The organism is Bradyrhizobium sp. CCBAU 51765 (assembly GCF_015291725.1).
Classification (GTDB): domain Bacteria; phylum Pseudomonadota; class Alphaproteobacteria; order Rhizobiales; family Xanthobacteraceae; genus Bradyrhizobium; species Bradyrhizobium liaoningense.
In genome coordinates this window covers 50,577-65,943 of record NZ_CP030038.1, presented here as the reverse complement: position 1 = coordinate 65,943, position 15,367 = coordinate 50,577, and the positions used below count along the sequence as shown (strand labels likewise).

At 64.5% G+C, this 15,367-nt stretch carries 12 protein-coding genes; 1 reads left to right on the top strand and 11 read right to left on the bottom strand.

Annotation, left to right across the window (positions count from 1 at the left end; all coding sequences use genetic code 11):
* Window positions 1-112 precede the first annotated feature (112 nt).
* The 4 genes from XH96_RS00275 to XH96_RS00260 all read right to left on the bottom strand — a co-directional run bounded on the left by XH96_RS00275 (window position 113) and on the right by XH96_RS00260 (window position 3,350).
* Window positions 113-961 (bottom strand): hypothetical protein, encoded by an 849-nt coding sequence (locus XH96_RS00275; RefSeq protein WP_246789898.1) that lies wholly within the window; start codon window positions 959-961, stop codon window positions 113-115.
* A gap of 62 nt (window positions 962-1,023) precedes the next feature.
* Window positions 1,024-1,860: a hypothetical protein gene (locus XH96_RS00270; protein WP_194390566.1), complete on the bottom strand. Its 837-nt coding sequence runs from the start codon at window positions 1,858-1,860 to the stop codon at window positions 1,024-1,026.
* Between the two features lie 91 nt (window positions 1,861-1,951).
* On the bottom strand, window positions 1,952-2,416 hold the full coding sequence (locus tag XH96_RS00265; RefSeq protein ID WP_194390565.1) for a GNAT family N-acetyltransferase: 465 nt from the start codon (window positions 2,414-2,416) through the stop codon (window positions 1,952-1,954).
* A 7-nt stretch (window positions 2,417-2,423) separates the two neighbouring features.
* Complete coding sequence (locus tag XH96_RS00260) at window positions 2,424-3,350, bottom strand: hydrogen peroxide-inducible genes activator (protein WP_061879924.1); 927 nt, start codon at window positions 3,348-3,350, stop codon at window positions 2,424-2,426.
* Between the two features lie 114 nt (window positions 3,351-3,464).
* On the opposite strand from XH96_RS00260, the gene katG reads away from it, so the two are divergent.
* Window positions 3,465-5,630, top strand: a complete 2,166-nt coding sequence (gene katG / locus XH96_RS00255) for a catalase/peroxidase HPI (protein ID WP_194390564.1) — start codon at window positions 3,465-3,467, stop codon at window positions 5,628-5,630.
* Window positions 5,631-5,741: 111 nt separating this feature from the next.
* Here the strand turns inward: katG and pnp are convergent, their stop codons facing one another.
* From pnp to nusA, 7 genes are all read right to left on the bottom strand, one after another.
* Complete coding sequence (pnp, locus tag XH96_RS00250; protein ID WP_194390563.1) at window positions 5,742-7,904, bottom strand: polyribonucleotide nucleotidyltransferase; 2,163 nt, start codon at window positions 7,902-7,904, stop codon at window positions 5,742-5,744.
* A gap of 378 nt (window positions 7,905-8,282) precedes the next feature.
* Window positions 8,283-8,552: a 30S ribosomal protein S15 gene (gene rpsO, locus XH96_RS00245; RefSeq protein ID WP_008540131.1), complete on the bottom strand. Its 270-nt coding sequence runs from the start codon at window positions 8,550-8,552 to the stop codon at window positions 8,283-8,285.
* Between the two features lie 2 nt (window positions 8,553-8,554).
* Window positions 8,555-9,673, bottom strand: coding sequence for a tRNA pseudouridine(55) synthase TruB (gene truB / locus XH96_RS00240; RefSeq protein ID WP_194390562.1), 1,119 nt, complete (start codon window positions 9,671-9,673; stop codon window positions 8,555-8,557).
* Window positions 9,670-10,116 carry a 30S ribosome-binding factor RbfA gene (gene rbfA / locus XH96_RS00235; RefSeq protein WP_028176497.1) on the bottom strand — a complete coding sequence of 149 codons (447 nt, stop codon included), beginning with the start codon at window positions 10,114-10,116 and terminating at the stop codon, window positions 9,670-9,672. Before rbfA ends, truB begins: the two co-directional genes overlap by 4 nt.
* Before the next feature lie 153 nt (window positions 10,117-10,269).
* Window positions 10,270-12,978, bottom strand: a complete 2,709-nt coding sequence (gene infB, locus XH96_RS00230; protein WP_194390561.1) for a translation initiation factor IF-2 — start codon at window positions 12,976-12,978, stop codon at window positions 10,270-10,272.
* 70 nt (window positions 12,979-13,048) lie between these two features.
* Window positions 13,049-13,732, bottom strand: coding sequence for an RNA-binding protein (locus tag XH96_RS00225; protein ID WP_194390560.1), 684 nt, complete (start codon window positions 13,730-13,732; stop codon window positions 13,049-13,051).
* Between the two features lie 23 nt (window positions 13,733-13,755).
* On the bottom strand, window positions 13,756-15,366 hold the full coding sequence (gene nusA / locus XH96_RS00220; protein ID WP_194390559.1) for a transcription termination factor NusA: 1,611 nt from the start codon (window positions 15,364-15,366) through the stop codon (window positions 13,756-13,758).
* Window position 15,367: the final 1 nt, after the last annotated feature.

Here is a 15,367-nt window from a genome sequence, read left to right as displayed (position 1 = left end):
GAAGAACCCTCCGGAGGCGAGAGGCGAACAACGCGCAATTCATGGCGCGTTTGCCGGGCATTCGCAACGCACTAACCCTAGGCGGAAGGCAGCGGCGTGAACGACATGTGGGTCAACGTTCTCCAGCTTCGCTTTGACGTGCTGCTGGTCGAACCCCGAGCAAAAGCGGCAGCGTCTTGTCGAGGCTTTCCGTCAGCATGGCGCGCACGCCGTCGCGCAGTGCGGGATTGTCGGCGGCATCTTCAGGGCGCGTTGGAAACGATTCTGCGGGTAATTCGCGATAGGGACCGCTGATGTGCCTGCCCAGAAGCCTCTGCACCACCAGGGAATGATGCACGTTGATCAGCGCAGAGCTCTGCCTGACAACGGAGAAGTCGCGCCCGTCAAAGATGCGGATAAAAGCCAGGGCGTAGAGATAGATGCGACGCCCGAGCACCACATCCTGGTTGAGGATGCCGAAGCCGCGGACCGTGTAGTTGGATGACCCGATAGGGCTGATTGAATTGAGGATCTGGATGTAGTGTCGGCAATTCGTACCTTTCGCGACCTGGCGCATGTATTCGGCCAGCTCCGCGTCGAGATCGCGGAACAACCTGTCCTTCAATGTGTCCTTGGACTCATCGCGGGGAGGAAATTTCGCCGGGTTGTAGGGGATTCTCAGAACGGACCCGCTGGCAGGAATCGCGGCGCGAGTCCGCGCGAAGATCAGGTCGTTGAGCCCCCAGCCTCGAATCGGGACCACCACCTTCTTGTTCTGGAATACGGTGAGGCCGGTCGTCAGCACGGTGAACTCATCGCCGGTGGTGACCACGACACCGAAGTCGCACGGGCCGCCGCCAGCAGAAGCGGGCTTGGCCGTCACATCGCGCCGGGTGGTCGCCTTGCCGTTGGCCGTGCTCGTCTTTGGCGTTGCCTGGGCTTCGGCTCCCGCCGTTGCGAGCAGATGAGCCGCGATGATCATTGCGAAAGCCTGAGTCGCCTTGACCGTCGTTTTCTTGCGAGCTTGGCTTCCCGTCATCATCGTCACTGCGCGAAATATGGCGGCAAGATCTTGTCCAGCCGTTTGGTCAGAAATTCGCGCGTGGTGTCGCGCAGGGCGGTGTTGTTGGCGGAGTCCGTGGCCGTCTCCGGAAACATCGACTTGTCCACTTTCTGCAAGAGCTCGTTCGAGACGAAGTTGTCCGCCATATGCTTCATGACACCTTCGAACGTTACGGCCGGGCCTTTCATAATTTCGAAGGTGCGGCCGTCGACCCATGTCACGCCGATATAGGCGAAGACATACGCATAGGAGATGAGACCGACACCCCGGCTGAAGATTCCGACGCCGCTGAGCGACTGATTGGTCCCGTCGAGCTGTCCTTCGCTACGCATGATGACGAGATAGCGCTCGCAACCGGCATTCCCCGCGACCTGCCGGATCAGGTTCGACAGCTCTTCGCGCCGATTGCGGAATAGGCCGGACTTGGGATGATAGTAGGAATCGAGCACACCCTTGGCGTAAGTGATCCGTCGCACCGGCGTGCTGCCTGCTGCTGCCCGCGCCCGCGCAAAGACGAGATCGTCGAGGCCCCAGGATACCGGGACTTCTGCATAGTCGTTCCCGAACACGGTCAGGCCGATCTTCTGGACGACGAAGATGTCCTCGGTCCCTGCAATCACGCCGACACCACACGGACCGGTCGTCGCCGGCTCCGCAGGCTTGGCTGTCGCCTTCGGCTTCGCCGCCGCTTTCTTGGTCGTCGGCTTTACCTGTGGTGCGGTCTGAGCGGAAGGCGCAGTGGTTGCAGGCGGCGTCTGCGCTACCGCTGGAGCCAGAATGGACAGCGGCACAAGCACCGTGGCAGCAAATCGAAACATGGATTCCAGGGAATTAGAAGGCGGAGGTCATCGGTCCCGCCACACTAGGTGGGGATCGTGACAACCGCAAGCTGCAGCCGGAGATCGCTATCTATTCGCCGGGCCGCTGCCGCTTCCACCGGTAATACTTCATCACGAACCCGTTCGACGGCTCGATCTCTTCCTTCTCGAATACAAAACCCTCGCGCTCGTACCAGCGCCAGGCCTTTTCGTTCTCGCGCACGCAACGCAGGTACATTTCGTCGGGCATTTGCGTGCGCGTGAAGGCGAGCAATTGCCGGCCGATCGATCGGCCCTGATAGGCGGGCGCGACGAACAGCATGTCGAGATAGAGCTTCGGCAGATGCAGCGCCAGCATCGCAGCGATCGTGCCGCGGTCGTCGGCGACGAACAGGCTCCAGCCGTTCGCGATCTCGCGCCTGATGCGCGCGCGCAGGTTGGCCAGGAGGAAGTCGCTCGTCTCGGCAAGCCCGGTCGAGACCCAGCTCTCCATCCAGACACGGCCGATCTCGTCGTACTCCTCCGGGCGGGCAGGGCGGATGATCGGATCCGGCATCCGCCGCTCAAGCCCGCTGGCTGCGCACGGACTGACGCGCGCGGACCTTGCCGGCCGACAGGCAGACCACCTCGGAGATTTGCAGCAGCTGCCGTGCCAGCGGGCTGGTCTTGCGCCAGACCATGCCGATGGTGCGCGACGGCTCGGGGTCGCGGAAGCGCGCCAGCGAGACCGAGGCAGACCGCGTCTCCACCGGCACCGCCATCTCCGGGATCAGCGTCACGCCGATGCCGGCGCTGACCATCTGGACCAGCGTCGAGAGCGAGTTGGCGTCCAGCATCTCGCGCGGCGGCGCCGATTGCATGTTGCAGAAGGAGAGCGCCTGGTCGCGGAAGCAGTGCCCCTCCTCCAGCAGCAGAAGCCGCATCTCGCGCATCATCTCGCGCGACGGCACCGGGGTGCCCTCGTCGGAGCCCGGCCGGACCAGCAAGAATTTCTCTTCGAACAGAGCGACCTCGGTGAGCGAGGGTTCCGACACCGGGAGCGCCACGATGGCGGTGTCGAGCCGTCCTTCCACCAGCTCCTGGATCAGCCGCGGGGTCATGGTCTCGCGCACGCGGATATCGAGCTCCGGATGCATGCGCGTGAGATTCTTGGTGATCTTGGGCAGCAGGTAGGGCGCGATGGTCGGGATCATGCCGATGCGCAGGCGGCCGGCGAAGCGGTCCTGCGAGGCCCGGGCGAAATCACCGAGTTCGTCGACCGAGCGCAGGATGTCACGGACGCGCTGGGCGAGTTCCTCGCCGAACCGGGTCAGCGCGACCTGCCGCGCGCTGCGCTCCAGCAGCAGCCCGCCGAGCGTCTCCTCCAGCTCCTTGATCTGCATCGACAGGGCCGGTTGCGAAATGGAACAGGATTCGGCCGCGCGGCCAAAATGGCCGTGACGCGCCAGCGCATCGAAATACCGGAGCTGACGTAGCGTCAGATTTATCATAAGAAAATCCTATCGCAGCGATCATTAAAGTCAACTTCCCCTGATGGGATGCGGCGCTTAGAGTGCTTCTACCTGGTCAAGGGCGCGAGTTCGACGCCGCCAGAGGAGGTATTCATGGACGACACTTCGAAGTGCCCGTTTTCGGGCGGAAAACCCGCGCGTACAAACCGCGACTGGTGGCCAACTCAGCTCGACATCGAGGTCCTGCACAAGAACTCGGACAAGTCCGATCCGATGGACAAGGACTTCGACTACGCCAAGGAGTTCAAGTCGCTCGACCTGAATGCGGTCATCAAGGACCTCACCGCTTTGATGACGGATTCGCAGGAATGGTGGCCCGCCGACTTCGGTCACTATGGCGGCCTCATGATCCGCATGGCCTGGCACAGTGCGGGCACCTACCGCATCACCGACGGCCGCGGTGGCGCCGGAGCCGGTCAGCAGCGCTTCGCGCCGCTCAACAGCTGGCCCGACAACGCCAATCTCGACAAGGCGCGCCGTCTGCTCTGGCCGATCAAGCAGAAATACGGCCGCAAGCTTTCCTGGGCCGATCTGATGGTGCTCGCCGGCAACGTCGCGCTGGAATCGATGGGCTTCAAGACCTTTGGTTTCGCCGGCGGTCGCGTCGACGTCTGGGAGCCGGAAGAGCTTTATTGGGGTCCGGAAGGCACCTGGCTCGGCGATGAGCGCTACAGCGGTGAGCGTCAGCTCGCCGAGCCGCTCGGCGCGGTGCAGATGGGCCTGATCTACGTCAATCCGGAGGGGCCGAACGGCAAGCCGGATCCGGTCGCTGCGGCCAAGGACATCCGCGAGACGTTCGCCCGCATGGCGATGAACGACGAAGAGACCGTCGCGCTGATCGCCGGCGGCCACAGCTTCGGCAAGACCCACGGCGCCGGCGATGCATCGCTGGTCGGTCCGGAGCCGGAAGCGGGCGAGCTGGAAGATCAGGGGCTCGGCTGGAAGAGCAAGCATGGTTCGGGCCTGGGTGCTGATTCCATCACCAGCGGCCTCGAGGTGACGTGGACGACGACGCCGACGAAGTGGAGCAACAACTTCTTCGAGAACCTGTTCAATTTCGAATGGGAGCTGACGAAGAGCCCGGCTGGTGCGCAGCAGTGGACGGCCAAGAACGCCGAGGCGATCATCCCCGATGCTTTCGACAAGTCGAAGAAGCATCGGCCGACGATGCTGACGACCGACCTCTCGCTGCGCTTCGATCCCGTGTATGAGAAGATCTCGCGTCGCTTCCTGGAGAACCCGGATCAGTTCGCTGACGCCTTCGCCCGCGCCTGGTTCAAGCTGACCCATCGCGATATGGGTCCGATCCAGCGCTATCTCGGCCCGCTGGTGCCGAAGGAAACGCTGATCTGGCAGGACCCCATTCCAGCCGTCAATCACGAGCTGGTCAGCGATCAGGACATCGCCGCCCTGAAGACCAAGATCCTGGGCTCCGGCCTCTCGGCGCCCGAGCTGGTCTCGACCGCCTGGGCGTCAGCCTCGACGTTCCGCGGCTCCGACAAGCGCGGTGGCGCCAACGGCGCGCGTATTCGTCTCGCGCCGCAGAAGGACTGGGAGGTGAATGAGCCGGCTCAGCTCGCCAAGGTGCTCGGCAAGCTCGAAGCGATCCAGAAGGACTTCAACGCGTCGTCCGGCGCGAAGAAGGTCTCGCTGGCAGACTTGATCGTGCTCGGCGGCACCGCTGCGGTCGAGAAGGCCGCCAAGGACGCCGGCGTCGACGTCAAGGTCGGCTTCACGCCGGGCCGCATGGACGCCTCGCAGGAGCAGACGGATGCGGCCTCCTTCGCGCCGCTGGAGCCGCGGGCCGATGGCTTCCGTAATTATATCGGCAAGCGGCATCAGTTCATGCATCCTGAAGAGGCGCTGGTCGATCGCGCGCAGCTGCTGAGGCTGACTGGTCCGGAGATGACGGTGCTGGTCGGCGGCCTGCGGGTGCTCGGTGCGAATGCGAACGGTTCGAAGCACGGCGTCTTCACTTCGAAGCTGGGTACGCTGAGCAACGACTACTTCGTCAACCTGCTCGACATGAGCACGCAGTGGACGCCGTCGGCCGACGGCTCCTATGAGGGGCGCGACCGCAAGACCAACGCGGTGAAGTGGACCGCCACGCGTGTCGATCTGATCTTCGGCGCACACTCGCAGCTTCGCGCCTTCGCCGAGGTCTATGCCACCTCGGACTCCAAGGAGAAGTTCGTCAAGGACTTCGCCAAGGCATGGACCAAGGTGATGAACCTCGACCGGTACGACATCGTGGCGTGAGCGTGACACCTCTCCCGCTTGCGGGAGAGGGGGCGCAGCACTCCCCGGAGCAGTCACAAAAAAGGGCGGCCTCTCGGCCGCCCTTCGTGTTTCTGGTTGAGGTGCGAGAGCTTACTCGCCCGCCGCTTCGCGCGGGGCCTTCTCGCCCTCGGCGGCCTTCTCCTTGGCCTCGAGGTCCTCGCCAGTGGTCTGGTCGACCACCTTCATCGACAGGCGGGTCTTGCCGCGATCGTCGAAGCCGAGCAGCTTGACCTTGACCTTGTCGCCTTCCTTGACGACGTCGGAGGTCTTCTGCACGCGGTTGGAAGCGAGCTGGCTGATGTGGACGAGGCCGTCCTTGGAGCCGAAGAAGTTCACGAAGGCGCCGAACTCCATCACCTTGACGACGGTGCCGTCATAGATCTGGCCGACTTCGGGCTCGGAGGCGATCGACTTGATCCACTTGATCGCGGCCTTCATGGCTTCGCCGTCGCTGGAGGCGACCTTCACGGTGCCGTCGTCCTCGATGTTGACCTTGGCGCCGGTCTTCTCGACGATCTCGCGGATCACCTTGCCGCCGGTGCCGATCACTTCGCGGATCTTGTCGGTCGGGATCTTGAAGGTCTCGATGCGCGGCGCATATTCGCCGAGCTCGGCGCGGGCGTTGGTCAGCGCCTTGGCCATCTCGCCGAGGATGTGGATGCGGCCTTCCTTGGCCTGGCCAAGGGCGACGCGCATGATCTCTTCGGTGATGCCTTCGATCTTGATGTCCATCTGGAGCGAGGTGATGCCTGCTTCCGTGCCGGCGACCTTGAAGTCCATGTCGCCGAGATGGTCCTCGTCACCGAGGATGTCGGAGAGAACCGCAAAGCGCTTGTCCTCGAGGATCAGGCCCATCGCGATGCCCGCGGTCGGCCGCTTCAACGGCACGCCCGCATCCATCAGCGCCAGCGAGGCGCCGCAGACCGACGCCATCGACGAGGAGCCGTTGGATTCGGTGATCTCCGAGACCACGCGCACCGTGTAGGGGAACTCGTGGTGCGGTGGCAGCACCGGATGAATCGCGCGCCAGGCCAGCTTGCCGTGGCCGATCTCGCGGCGCTTGGTGCCGCCGAGGCGGCCGGTCTCGCCGACCGAATAGGGCGGGAAGTTGTAGTGCAGCAGGAACGTTTCCTTGTACGTCCCGGACAGCGCGTCGATGTACTGCTCGTCCTCGCCGGTGCCGAGCGTGGTCACGACCATCGCCTGGGTCTCGCCGCGGGTGAACAGCGCCGAGCCGTGGGCGCGGGGCAGCACGCCGACTTCGGCGATGATGTTGCGGACCGTCTTGCTGTCGCGGCCGTCGATGCGCTTGCCGGTGTCCAGGATGTTCCAGCGAACGATCTTGGCTTCCAGCTCCTTGAATACGCCGGCGATGCGGAGCTTGTCGTATTTCGGCTCCTGCCCTTCGGGGAAGTAGTGGGCGATCACCTTTTCCTTGACCTTGCCGACCGCGGCGTAGCGATCCTGCTTGACGGGAATCGCGTAGGCGGCGCGCAGCTCCTGCTCGACGAGGCCGAGCATCTCCTTCTCGAGCGCGGCGTTGTCGATCACGGTGACTTCGCGCGGCTCCTTGGCGGCCTTCTCGGCGAGCTCGATGATCGCGTTGATCACCGGCTGGAAGTGGCGGTGACCGAACATCACGGCGCCGAGCATGATGTCTTCGTTCAGCTCCTTGGCTTCCGATTCCACCATCAGCACGGCGTCGGCGGTGCCGGCGACGACGAGGTCGAGCTGGGTGTCGACCATCTCGTCGAGCGTCGGGTTGAGGATGAACTCGTCATTGGCGAAGCCGACGCGCGCTGCGCCGATCGGGCCCTTGAACGGGGCGCCGGACAGGGTCAGCGCAGCCGACGACGCGACCAGCGCGACGATATCCGGGTCGTTCTCCATGTCGTGCGACAGCACGGTGGCGATCACCTGGGTCTCGTTGCGCCAGCCGTCGACGAACAGCGGGCGGATCGGACGGTCGATCAGGCGGGAGACCAGCGTCTCCTTCTCGGTCGGACGGCCCTCGCGCTTGAAATAGCCGCCGGGGATGCGGCCCGCAGCGTAGGTCTTCTCCTGGTAGTCGACGGTCAGCGGCAGGAAGTCGACGCCTTCGCGCGGCGCCTTCGCCGCGACGACGGTGGCGAGCACCACGGTCTCGCCATAGGTGGCGACGACGGCGCCGTCGGCCTGGCGGGCGATCTTGCCGGTTTCGAGCTTGAGTGGGCGTCCGCCCCAGTCGATCTCGACTGAATGCTTATTGAACATAGTGGTCTTCTTTCATGGGTTCTCGAAAGAAGGGACGGCGCTCGAAAAACAAAAACCATGCGCAAGATTGCGGGCCGCTGATCGGAGCGCATGATCAGCGTCCTGCGATCCTGCCATGGTTTTTGGATTTCGGATGGCGTCCATCCTTTCGGGTCATACGGGCGCCTTGCCCGTTGTGCCCAGCCGCCGGATTGCTGCTGGACTGTCAGTCGGCACGAACGCGAACACCGAACCGCGGTCTTCACTCTTCATGCCCGGATGCGAATCCTCAAAGACGCGCATCCGACGCGGACGCAGCCTCGATCAAAAACCTTTAAGGAAGCGCTTTCGTTCGAAACCACGTACGAAAACGCGCGCCAGTGGCGCGCGCAGGAACACTTAACGACGAATATTGTGCTTCTCGAGCAGCGCCTTGTACCGCGCCTCGTCCTTCTTCTTGAGATAGTCGAGGAGCGAGCGCCGGGTCGACACCAGCTTCAAGAGGCCGCGACGCGAATGGTTGTCCTTCACGTGGGTCTTGAAATGGTTGGTGAGGTTGTTGATGCGTTCCGACAGGATCGCGACCTGAACCTCGGGCGAGCCGGTGTCGCCGGCCTTGGTGGCATTCGTCTTGATGACTTCCGCTTTGCGTTCTGCGGCAATCGACATCGTCAATTTCTCTCGTTGCGACCGGAGCTGGCAGTCAGGCCGGTCAGGTTGAACACACGCTTGGGGATGATTTCGCCATTGCCGACTTCAGCAAGCGCGAGAAGCCGGCCTGCCACCGTGACATAGACTGTGCCGCTACAAGTGGGCGCATCCCGTCCGCGCAACAAAACGGCCTGGCCCCGATGGAGCCTTGCCGCATCAGCCCGAGTGACGGCCAGTGCCGGGATGTCGTCCAGCGCGGTCTCAACGGGCAAAAGCGCGTCGGCGAGGCTGCCCTCGCCGGACGCGGCTCTATCGCACAAAGCCTCCAACTGATCCAGCGGAATCATGTCGTTTTCGCCAAACGGGCCGACCAGGGTCCGCCTGAGGGCGCAGATATGGCCGTAAGTGCCGAGAATCCGGCCCATATCGCGGGCTAGCGCCCTGACATAGGTGCCCTTGCCGCACTCGGCCTCGAATACGGCTCGGTCCTTATCTGGTTGATCTACAAGGGTTAAATGGTGAATCTCGACCGGCCGGGGGGCCAGTTCCACGACCTCGCCGTCGCGGGCAAGGTCATAGGCGCGCTCGCCCTGGATCTTGATCGCGGAATAGCGCGGCGGGATCTGCTCGATCACCCCGGTGAAGCGGGGCAGAAGAGCCAGGATCGCCTCCCGGGTCGGGCGCTGGTCGGAGGTCGCGGTCACCCGGCCCTCGATGTCGTCGGTGTCGCGCTCCTCGCCCCAGCAGACCGTGAACTGATAGCGCTTGCGGCCGTCCATCACGAAGGGAACGGTCTTGGTGGCTTCGCCGAGTGCGATCGGCAGCCCGCCGGAGGCGAGCGGATCGAGCGTACCGGCGTGGCCGGCGCGCTTGGCGTTGAACAGGCGCTTGAGCACCGCAACCGCCTGCGTCGAGGTCATGCCGATCGGCTTGTCGAGCACGACCCAGCCATGGACGTCGCGGCGGTCCCGGCGCGGCTGGTTGCCCTTCTGCTGCCTGGCGCGTGGATCGTTGTTGACGCGGCGCGGCTCCTGATGCGGTCGGGCATCGCCTCCCAGATCCGCGAAGTTATTTTTCTGCACCTCGCGCTGATCAGCATCGTTGCCGCCGATCGTGCCGTGAGCCGGGTCCATGGTCATTGCTCTTCTTCCCGATCCGAAGCCGGATTCTGTTCCAGATCCTTGTCCAAGTCCTTCTGCACCGCAGGTGTTCGCAAAAGCTTCTCGATCCGTTCCGCTTCGTCGAATCGCTCGTCGACGCGGAAGCGAATGTCAGGTGCAAATTTCAGGTTAACGCGCCGCGCGACCTCGCCGCGCAGGAATTTCTTGTTGCGCTCGAGCGCCGCGATCACGATCTCGGTGTCGCGGCCACCGAGCGGCATCACGTAGACCGTCGCGAGCTTCAGGTCGGGCGACATCCGCACCTCCGGCACGGTGATGATGTGACCTTCGAGGTCCGCATCATGCACGTTGCCTTGCGCCAGAATATCGGCCATCGCGTGGCGAACCTGCTCGCCGACGCGCAACTGACGCTGCGAGCCTCCGCCGGGCGCGGAACTTTTCTTCTGATGGTGGCGTGGCATTCTCGAAAATCACCTCGTCATGCCCGTGCTTGGGACACGAGCATTGTCGTTTTCCTGTTGAAACGAAGAGGGGTGGATGGCCGGAAAAATCCGGCCATCGCACTCCCGCAATTTCAATTCAAAAAGATCCGAACGCTTCGGTAAGATTTGGACTTACAGGGAGCGCTGGATCGTCTCCACGCGATAGCACTCGATCACGTCACCGGCACGCATGTCGTGATAGCTCTCGAAGGCCATGCCGCATTCCTGGCCCGACTGGACTTCCTTCACTTCGTCCTTGAAGCGCTTCAGCGTCGACAGCTTGCCTTCGTGCACCACGACGTTGTCGCGGATCAGGCGCACATTGGCGCCGCGTTCCACGGTGCCGTCGGTGACGCGGCAGCCGGCGACCTTGCCGACCTTGGAGATGTTGAAGATCTCCAGGATCTCGGCATTGCCCAGCATGGTTTCGCGCAAGGTCGGCGCGAGCAGGCCGCTCATCGCCTTCTTCACGTCGTCCACGAGGTCGTAGATGATGTTGTAGTAGCGGATCTCGATGCCGTTGCGCTTGGCGGCCGCAGCGGCTTCCTTGTTGGCACGAACCGAGAAGCCGATGATCGCGGCGTTGAAGCCTTCCGCGAGCGTCACGTCGGATTCCGAGATGCCGCCGACGCCGGCATGCAGGATGCGGGCTGCGACCTCGTCGGTACCGAGCTTCTCCAGCGAGCCGAGGATCGCTTCCAGCGAGCCCTGCACGTCGGCCTTGACGATCAGCGGGAATTCCTTGCGGCCCGCCGTCTTCAATTGCGACATCATCTGCTCGAGCGAGCCGCGCATGCCGGAGATCGAGGCTGCCGCGTTCTCGCGCTTCTGGTGCGCACGGTAGCTGGTGACCTGACGGGCGCGGGCTTCGTTCTCGACCACCGCGAGACGATCACCGGCCTCGGGCGGCCCGTTGAAGCCGAGCACTTCGACCGGTACCGAGGGACCGGCCTCCTGCACCGTCTCGCCCTGATCCGAGATCAAGGCGCGGACACGGCCCATTTCGGCACCGGCGACGATGATGTCGCCGACGCGGAGCGTGCCGCGCTGCACCAGCACGGTCGCGACCGGACCACGGCCGCGATCGAGCTTGGCCTCGATCACGGTGCCTTCCGCCGGGCGCTGCGAATTGGTCTTCAGGTCGAGGAGTTCGGCCTGGAGCGCGATCATCTCGAGCAGCTTGTCGAGATTGGTCTTGTTCTTGGCGGACACCTCGACGTCGACGACCTCGCCGCCGAAGGATTCCACCTGCACCTCGTGCTGAAGCAGCTCGGTGCGCACGCGCTCGGGCTTGGCGTCGGGCTTGTCGATCTTGTTGATGGCAACGATGATCGGCACCCGCGCCGCCTTGGCGTGGTTGATGGCCTCGACCGTCTGCGGCATCACGCCGTCATCGGCCGCGACCACCAGCACGACGATGTCGGTGACCTTGGCGCCGCGGGCGCGCATCGCGGTGAACGCGGCGTGGCCGGGCGTATCGATGAAGGTGATCTTCTTGCCGCTTTCGGGCGACACCACCTGATAGGCGCCGATGTGCTGGGTGATGCCGCCGGCCTCGCCGGAGACGACATTGGCGTGGCGGAGTGCGTCGAGCAGCGAAGTCTTGCCGTGATCGACGTGGCCCATCACGGTCACGACGGGCGAGCGCGTTTCTGTATCGGTGGAATCGTCGACGGTGTCGAACAGGCCTTCCTCGACGTCCGACGCGGCAACGCGTTTGACGGTGTGGCCCAGTTCTTCGGCGATCAGCTGCGCGGTGTCGGCGTCGATCACGTCGGTGATCTTGTGCATCGCGCCCTGCTTCATCAGCATGCGGATGACGTCGACCGCGCGCTCGGCCATGCGGTTGGCGAGCTCCTGGATGGTGATCGCTTCCGGAATGACCACCTCGCGGATGAGCTTTTCCTTCGGCTCGTTCGAGGCGTGGCCCTTCAGGCGCTGGGTGCGGCGGCGGAACGAGGCGATCGAGCGCTCGCGCACCTCGTCGGCGTTGAGCGCGGTGACCACGGTGAGGCGGCCGCGCTCCTTCTGCGGGCCGGGCTTGTGGGTGGTCTTCGGGGGAGGTGCGGGACGCGCGGCGCCGCCGGGACCGCGACGGATCTGGCGCGGAGCTTCGTCCTCGTCAGGCTCGGCTGCAACTGCGGGGCCGCGACCTGCCGGTGCACCCGGACGCTGCGCGGTCGTCGTTGCGGGACGCGCCGTCGTGGTTCCAGGGCGGGTCGTGGTGGTTCCGGGCCGGGCCGCGGGGGCGCCGGGCCGCGGCGCAGGCGCGGCCGGCGCGGCGGTTGCGGGGCGCGCGGCCGCTGCCGGCTGCTCGCCTTCGCCAAAACGCTTCTTGGCTTCGGTCTCGGCCTTCCGCTTGGCTTCGTCCTCGTGGCGATGGCGCTCGTCCTCGGCCTTGCGGCGGGCTTCGGCGGCTTCGCGCTCGGCGCGTTCGGCGGCCTCGCGCACGGCGCGGCGCTGGGCCTCTTCCTCGGCCTGGCGGCGTTCTTCGACTTCGCGCAGCTTGGCATCGGCCAGCGCGCTGGCGCGGGCCGAACGTTCGTCCTCGGTCAGGGTACGCAGCACCACGCCGGAACCGGCGTTGCGAGGCGGGGCGGGCGGAGCCGGGCGCGACGGCGCAGCGGGTGCCGCCGGCGCCGGCTTTGCGGCCACCTCAGGCACGTGCGGCTCGGGGCCATCGCCAATGCGGCGCTTGCCGCGCTTCTCGACCACGACCTGCTTGCTGCGGCCATGGCTGAAGCTCTGGCGCACGGTCCCCGTTTCGACGCGCGGCTTGAGCGATAGCGTCTTGCTCGGAACGCTCAGCTTCTTGTCGCCAGGGGTCTTGGTATCAACCATTCAGCAGTCCTAATCCTGATTTATCGGTGTTGTGCGTTGCCGCACCGTCCAATTGGGTCGTCGTTGTCTCTCAGAAATCCTGGCCGTGCTTTTCGGCAGTCTTGTCAGCGTCCGCCATCCGGTATCGGACCAGCATCTGGCTACGTGACAGGAATGACCTGCTCGCCGGGCCCGCGAGCAGCGCAGCATGTATCACATTTGACCGGGTGAGTGCCAAATCCAATTCTACCGATTTCAGTGCGGTGACGACGGGAATCTGCGGCTCAGCGCCGCGATTTCCGGCATTTTGACGTGCCAGCATGTCCAATTTGCGGATTCCGTCCGCGGCCCCGTCGCTGGCGTGGATCAGGACCTCGACCGTGCCCTCCCGAAGGGCGCTCTCGACCTTGCCGAAGCCGGCCACGACCTGGCCCGCCTTGGCGGCGATCCCAAGGGCTTCCGTCACGCTCCGAACCAGGAGTGCCTCGATATCGTTGGGAAGCGTCTGAGGGATGCGCAGATCGCGCTTGAAGGCCTTGCTAAATTGGTGACGCCGCACCGCTTCCGCAACCACCTTGCGTGAGGCGGTGATCCACATGCCGCGTCCGGGCAGCTTGCGCTTGAGATCGGGAACCACATCGCCTTGCGGCGATACGACGAAGCGGATCAGCTCGTCGATCGGCCGGACCTCGCGACTGACCGCGCACATGCGCATGGTCGCGGACCTTTCGGTCCGCGGCCCATGGTCGAGTTCGCTGTCAATGCTGGCGAGCATCCGGATGACATCCTCCCTGGCCCTTACGCCGGCTGGTCTTCGGTCGCCGCGGCCTCTTCAGCAGGCTTGGCGAGATCGGCCTCGGTGATCCAGCCGGCCTTGACGCGGGCCTGCATGATCATCGCTTCGGCATCGTCGCGGGAGATGTCGATGCCATCGAGCGCACCGGCGTGCTTGGTCGGCTCGCTGCCTTCCTTGCGCTCGGTCCAGCCGACCAGATCGTCGGTGGCGCAGCCGGCGAGGTCGTCGACCGTCTTGATGTCGTTCTCGCCGAACTTCACCAGCATCTTCGAGGTCACGCCGGGCACGTCCTTGAGCGCGTCCTCGACACCGAGCTCCTTGCGCCTGGCCTCGAGTTCGGCTTCCTGCTGCTCCAGATATTCGCGGGCGCGGTTCTGGAGCTCTTGCGCGGTCTCCTCGTCAAAGCCTTCGATGCCGGCGAGTTCCTTGACGTCCACCATCGCGAGTTCTTCGACCGAGGTGAAGCCTTCGGACGCCAGCAGCTGGCCGACCACTTCGTCGACATTGAGCGATTCCATGAAGACGCGAGTGGAGTTCTCGAAGTCGGCCTGGCGGCGCTCCGATTCCTCCTGCTCGGTCAGGATGTCGATGTCCCAGCCGGTGAGCTGCGAGGCCAGACGCACGTTCTGGCCGCGGCGGCCGATCGCCAGCGAGAGCTGGTTGTTGGTGTCGGGCACCACGACCTCGATGCGCTCGCGGTCCTCGTCGATGACGACCTTGGAGACTTCGGCCGGCGCCAGTGCGTTGACCACGAAGGTCGCGATGTCGGGCGACCAGGGGATGATGTCGATCTTCTCGCCCTGCAGTTCGTTCACCACGGCCTGCACGCGCGAGCCGCGCATGCCGACGCAGGCGCCGACCGGATCGACCGAGGAATCGCGGGAAATCACGCCGATTTTCGCGCGCGAGCCGGGATCGCGGGCCACCGCCTTGATCTCGACGATGCCGTCATAGATCTCAGGCACTTCCTGCGCGAACAGTTTCGCCATGAACTGCGGATGGGTGCGGGAGAGGAAGATCTGCGGGCCGCGGGTTTCGCGGCGGACGTCGAAGATGTAGGCGCGGACGCGGTCGCCGTTGCGGAACACTTCGCGCGGCAGCATCTCGTCGCGGCGGATGATGGCCTCTCCACGGCCGAGATCGACGATCACGCTGCCATATTCGACGCGCTTGACGACGCCGTTGACGATGTCGCCGATACGGTCCTTGAATTCCTGGTATTGCCGGTCGCGCTCGGCCTCGCGCACCTTCTGCACGATCACCTGCTTGGCCGATTGCGCGGCGATGCGGCCATATTCCAGCGGCGGCAGGGTGTCGGCGATGGTGTCGCCGACCTGGGCACCGGGATTGGCGCGCTGCGCGTCCACCAGCGAGATCTGGTTGGCATGGTTTTCGACTTTGTCGACCACCAGCATGTGGCGCGACAGCCGCAGCTCGCCCTTTTTCGGGTCGATCTCGGCATGAACGTCAGTTTCGCTGCCGTAACGAGCCCGCGCCGCCTTGGCGATGGCGTCCTCCATCGCGGCGATGACGATGCCGCGGTCGATCGATTTCTCGCGTGCAACGGCGTCCGCGATCTGAAGCAATTCAAGTCGGTTGGCGCTGACTGCCATG

What these genes read in the sequence shown, in the direction of transcription:
- XH96_RS00260 (WP_061879924.1), bottom strand. Translation starts at nt 3,350, where the DNA reads ATGATAAATCTGACGCTACGTCAGCTCCGGTATTTCGATGCGCTGGCG.
- XH96_RS00225 (WP_194390560.1), bottom strand. Translation starts at nt 13,732, where the DNA reads ATGCTCGCCAGCATTGACAGCGAACTCGACCATGGGCCGCGGACCGAA.
- rpsO (WP_008540131.1), bottom strand. Translation starts at nt 8,552, where the DNA reads ATGTCGATTGCCGCAGAACGCAAAGCGGAAGTCATCAAGACGAATGCC.
- katG (WP_194390564.1), top strand. Translation starts at nt 3,465, where the DNA reads ATGGACGACACTTCGAAGTGCCCGTTTTCGGGCGGAAAACCCGCGCGT.
- rbfA (WP_028176497.1), bottom strand. Translation starts at nt 10,116, where the DNA reads ATGCCACGCCACCATCAGAAGAAAAGTTCCGCGCCCGGCGGAGGCTCG.
- pnp (WP_194390563.1), bottom strand. Translation starts at nt 7,904, where the DNA reads ATGTTCAATAAGCATTCAGTCGAGATCGACTGGGGCGGACGCCCACTC.
- truB (WP_194390562.1), bottom strand. Translation starts at nt 9,673, where the DNA reads ATGACCATGGACCCGGCTCACGGCACGATCGGCGGCAACGATGCTGAT.
- XH96_RS00265 (WP_194390565.1), bottom strand. Translation starts at nt 2,416, where the DNA reads ATGCCGGATCCGATCATCCGCCCTGCCCGCCCGGAGGAGTACGACGAG.
- XH96_RS00270 (WP_194390566.1), bottom strand. Translation starts at nt 1,860, where the DNA reads ATGTTTCGATTTGCTGCCACGGTGCTTGTGCCGCTGTCCATTCTGGCT.
- nusA (WP_194390559.1), bottom strand. Translation starts at nt 15,366, where the DNA reads ATGGCAGTCAGCGCCAACCGACTTGAATTGCTTCAGATCGCGGACGCC.
- XH96_RS00275 (WP_246789898.1), bottom strand. Translation starts at nt 961, where the DNA reads ATGATCATCGCGGCTCATCTGCTCGCAACGGCGGGAGCCGAAGCCCAG.
- infB (WP_194390561.1), bottom strand. Translation starts at nt 12,978, where the DNA reads ATGGTTGATACCAAGACCCCTGGCGACAAGAAGCTGAGCGTTCCGAGC.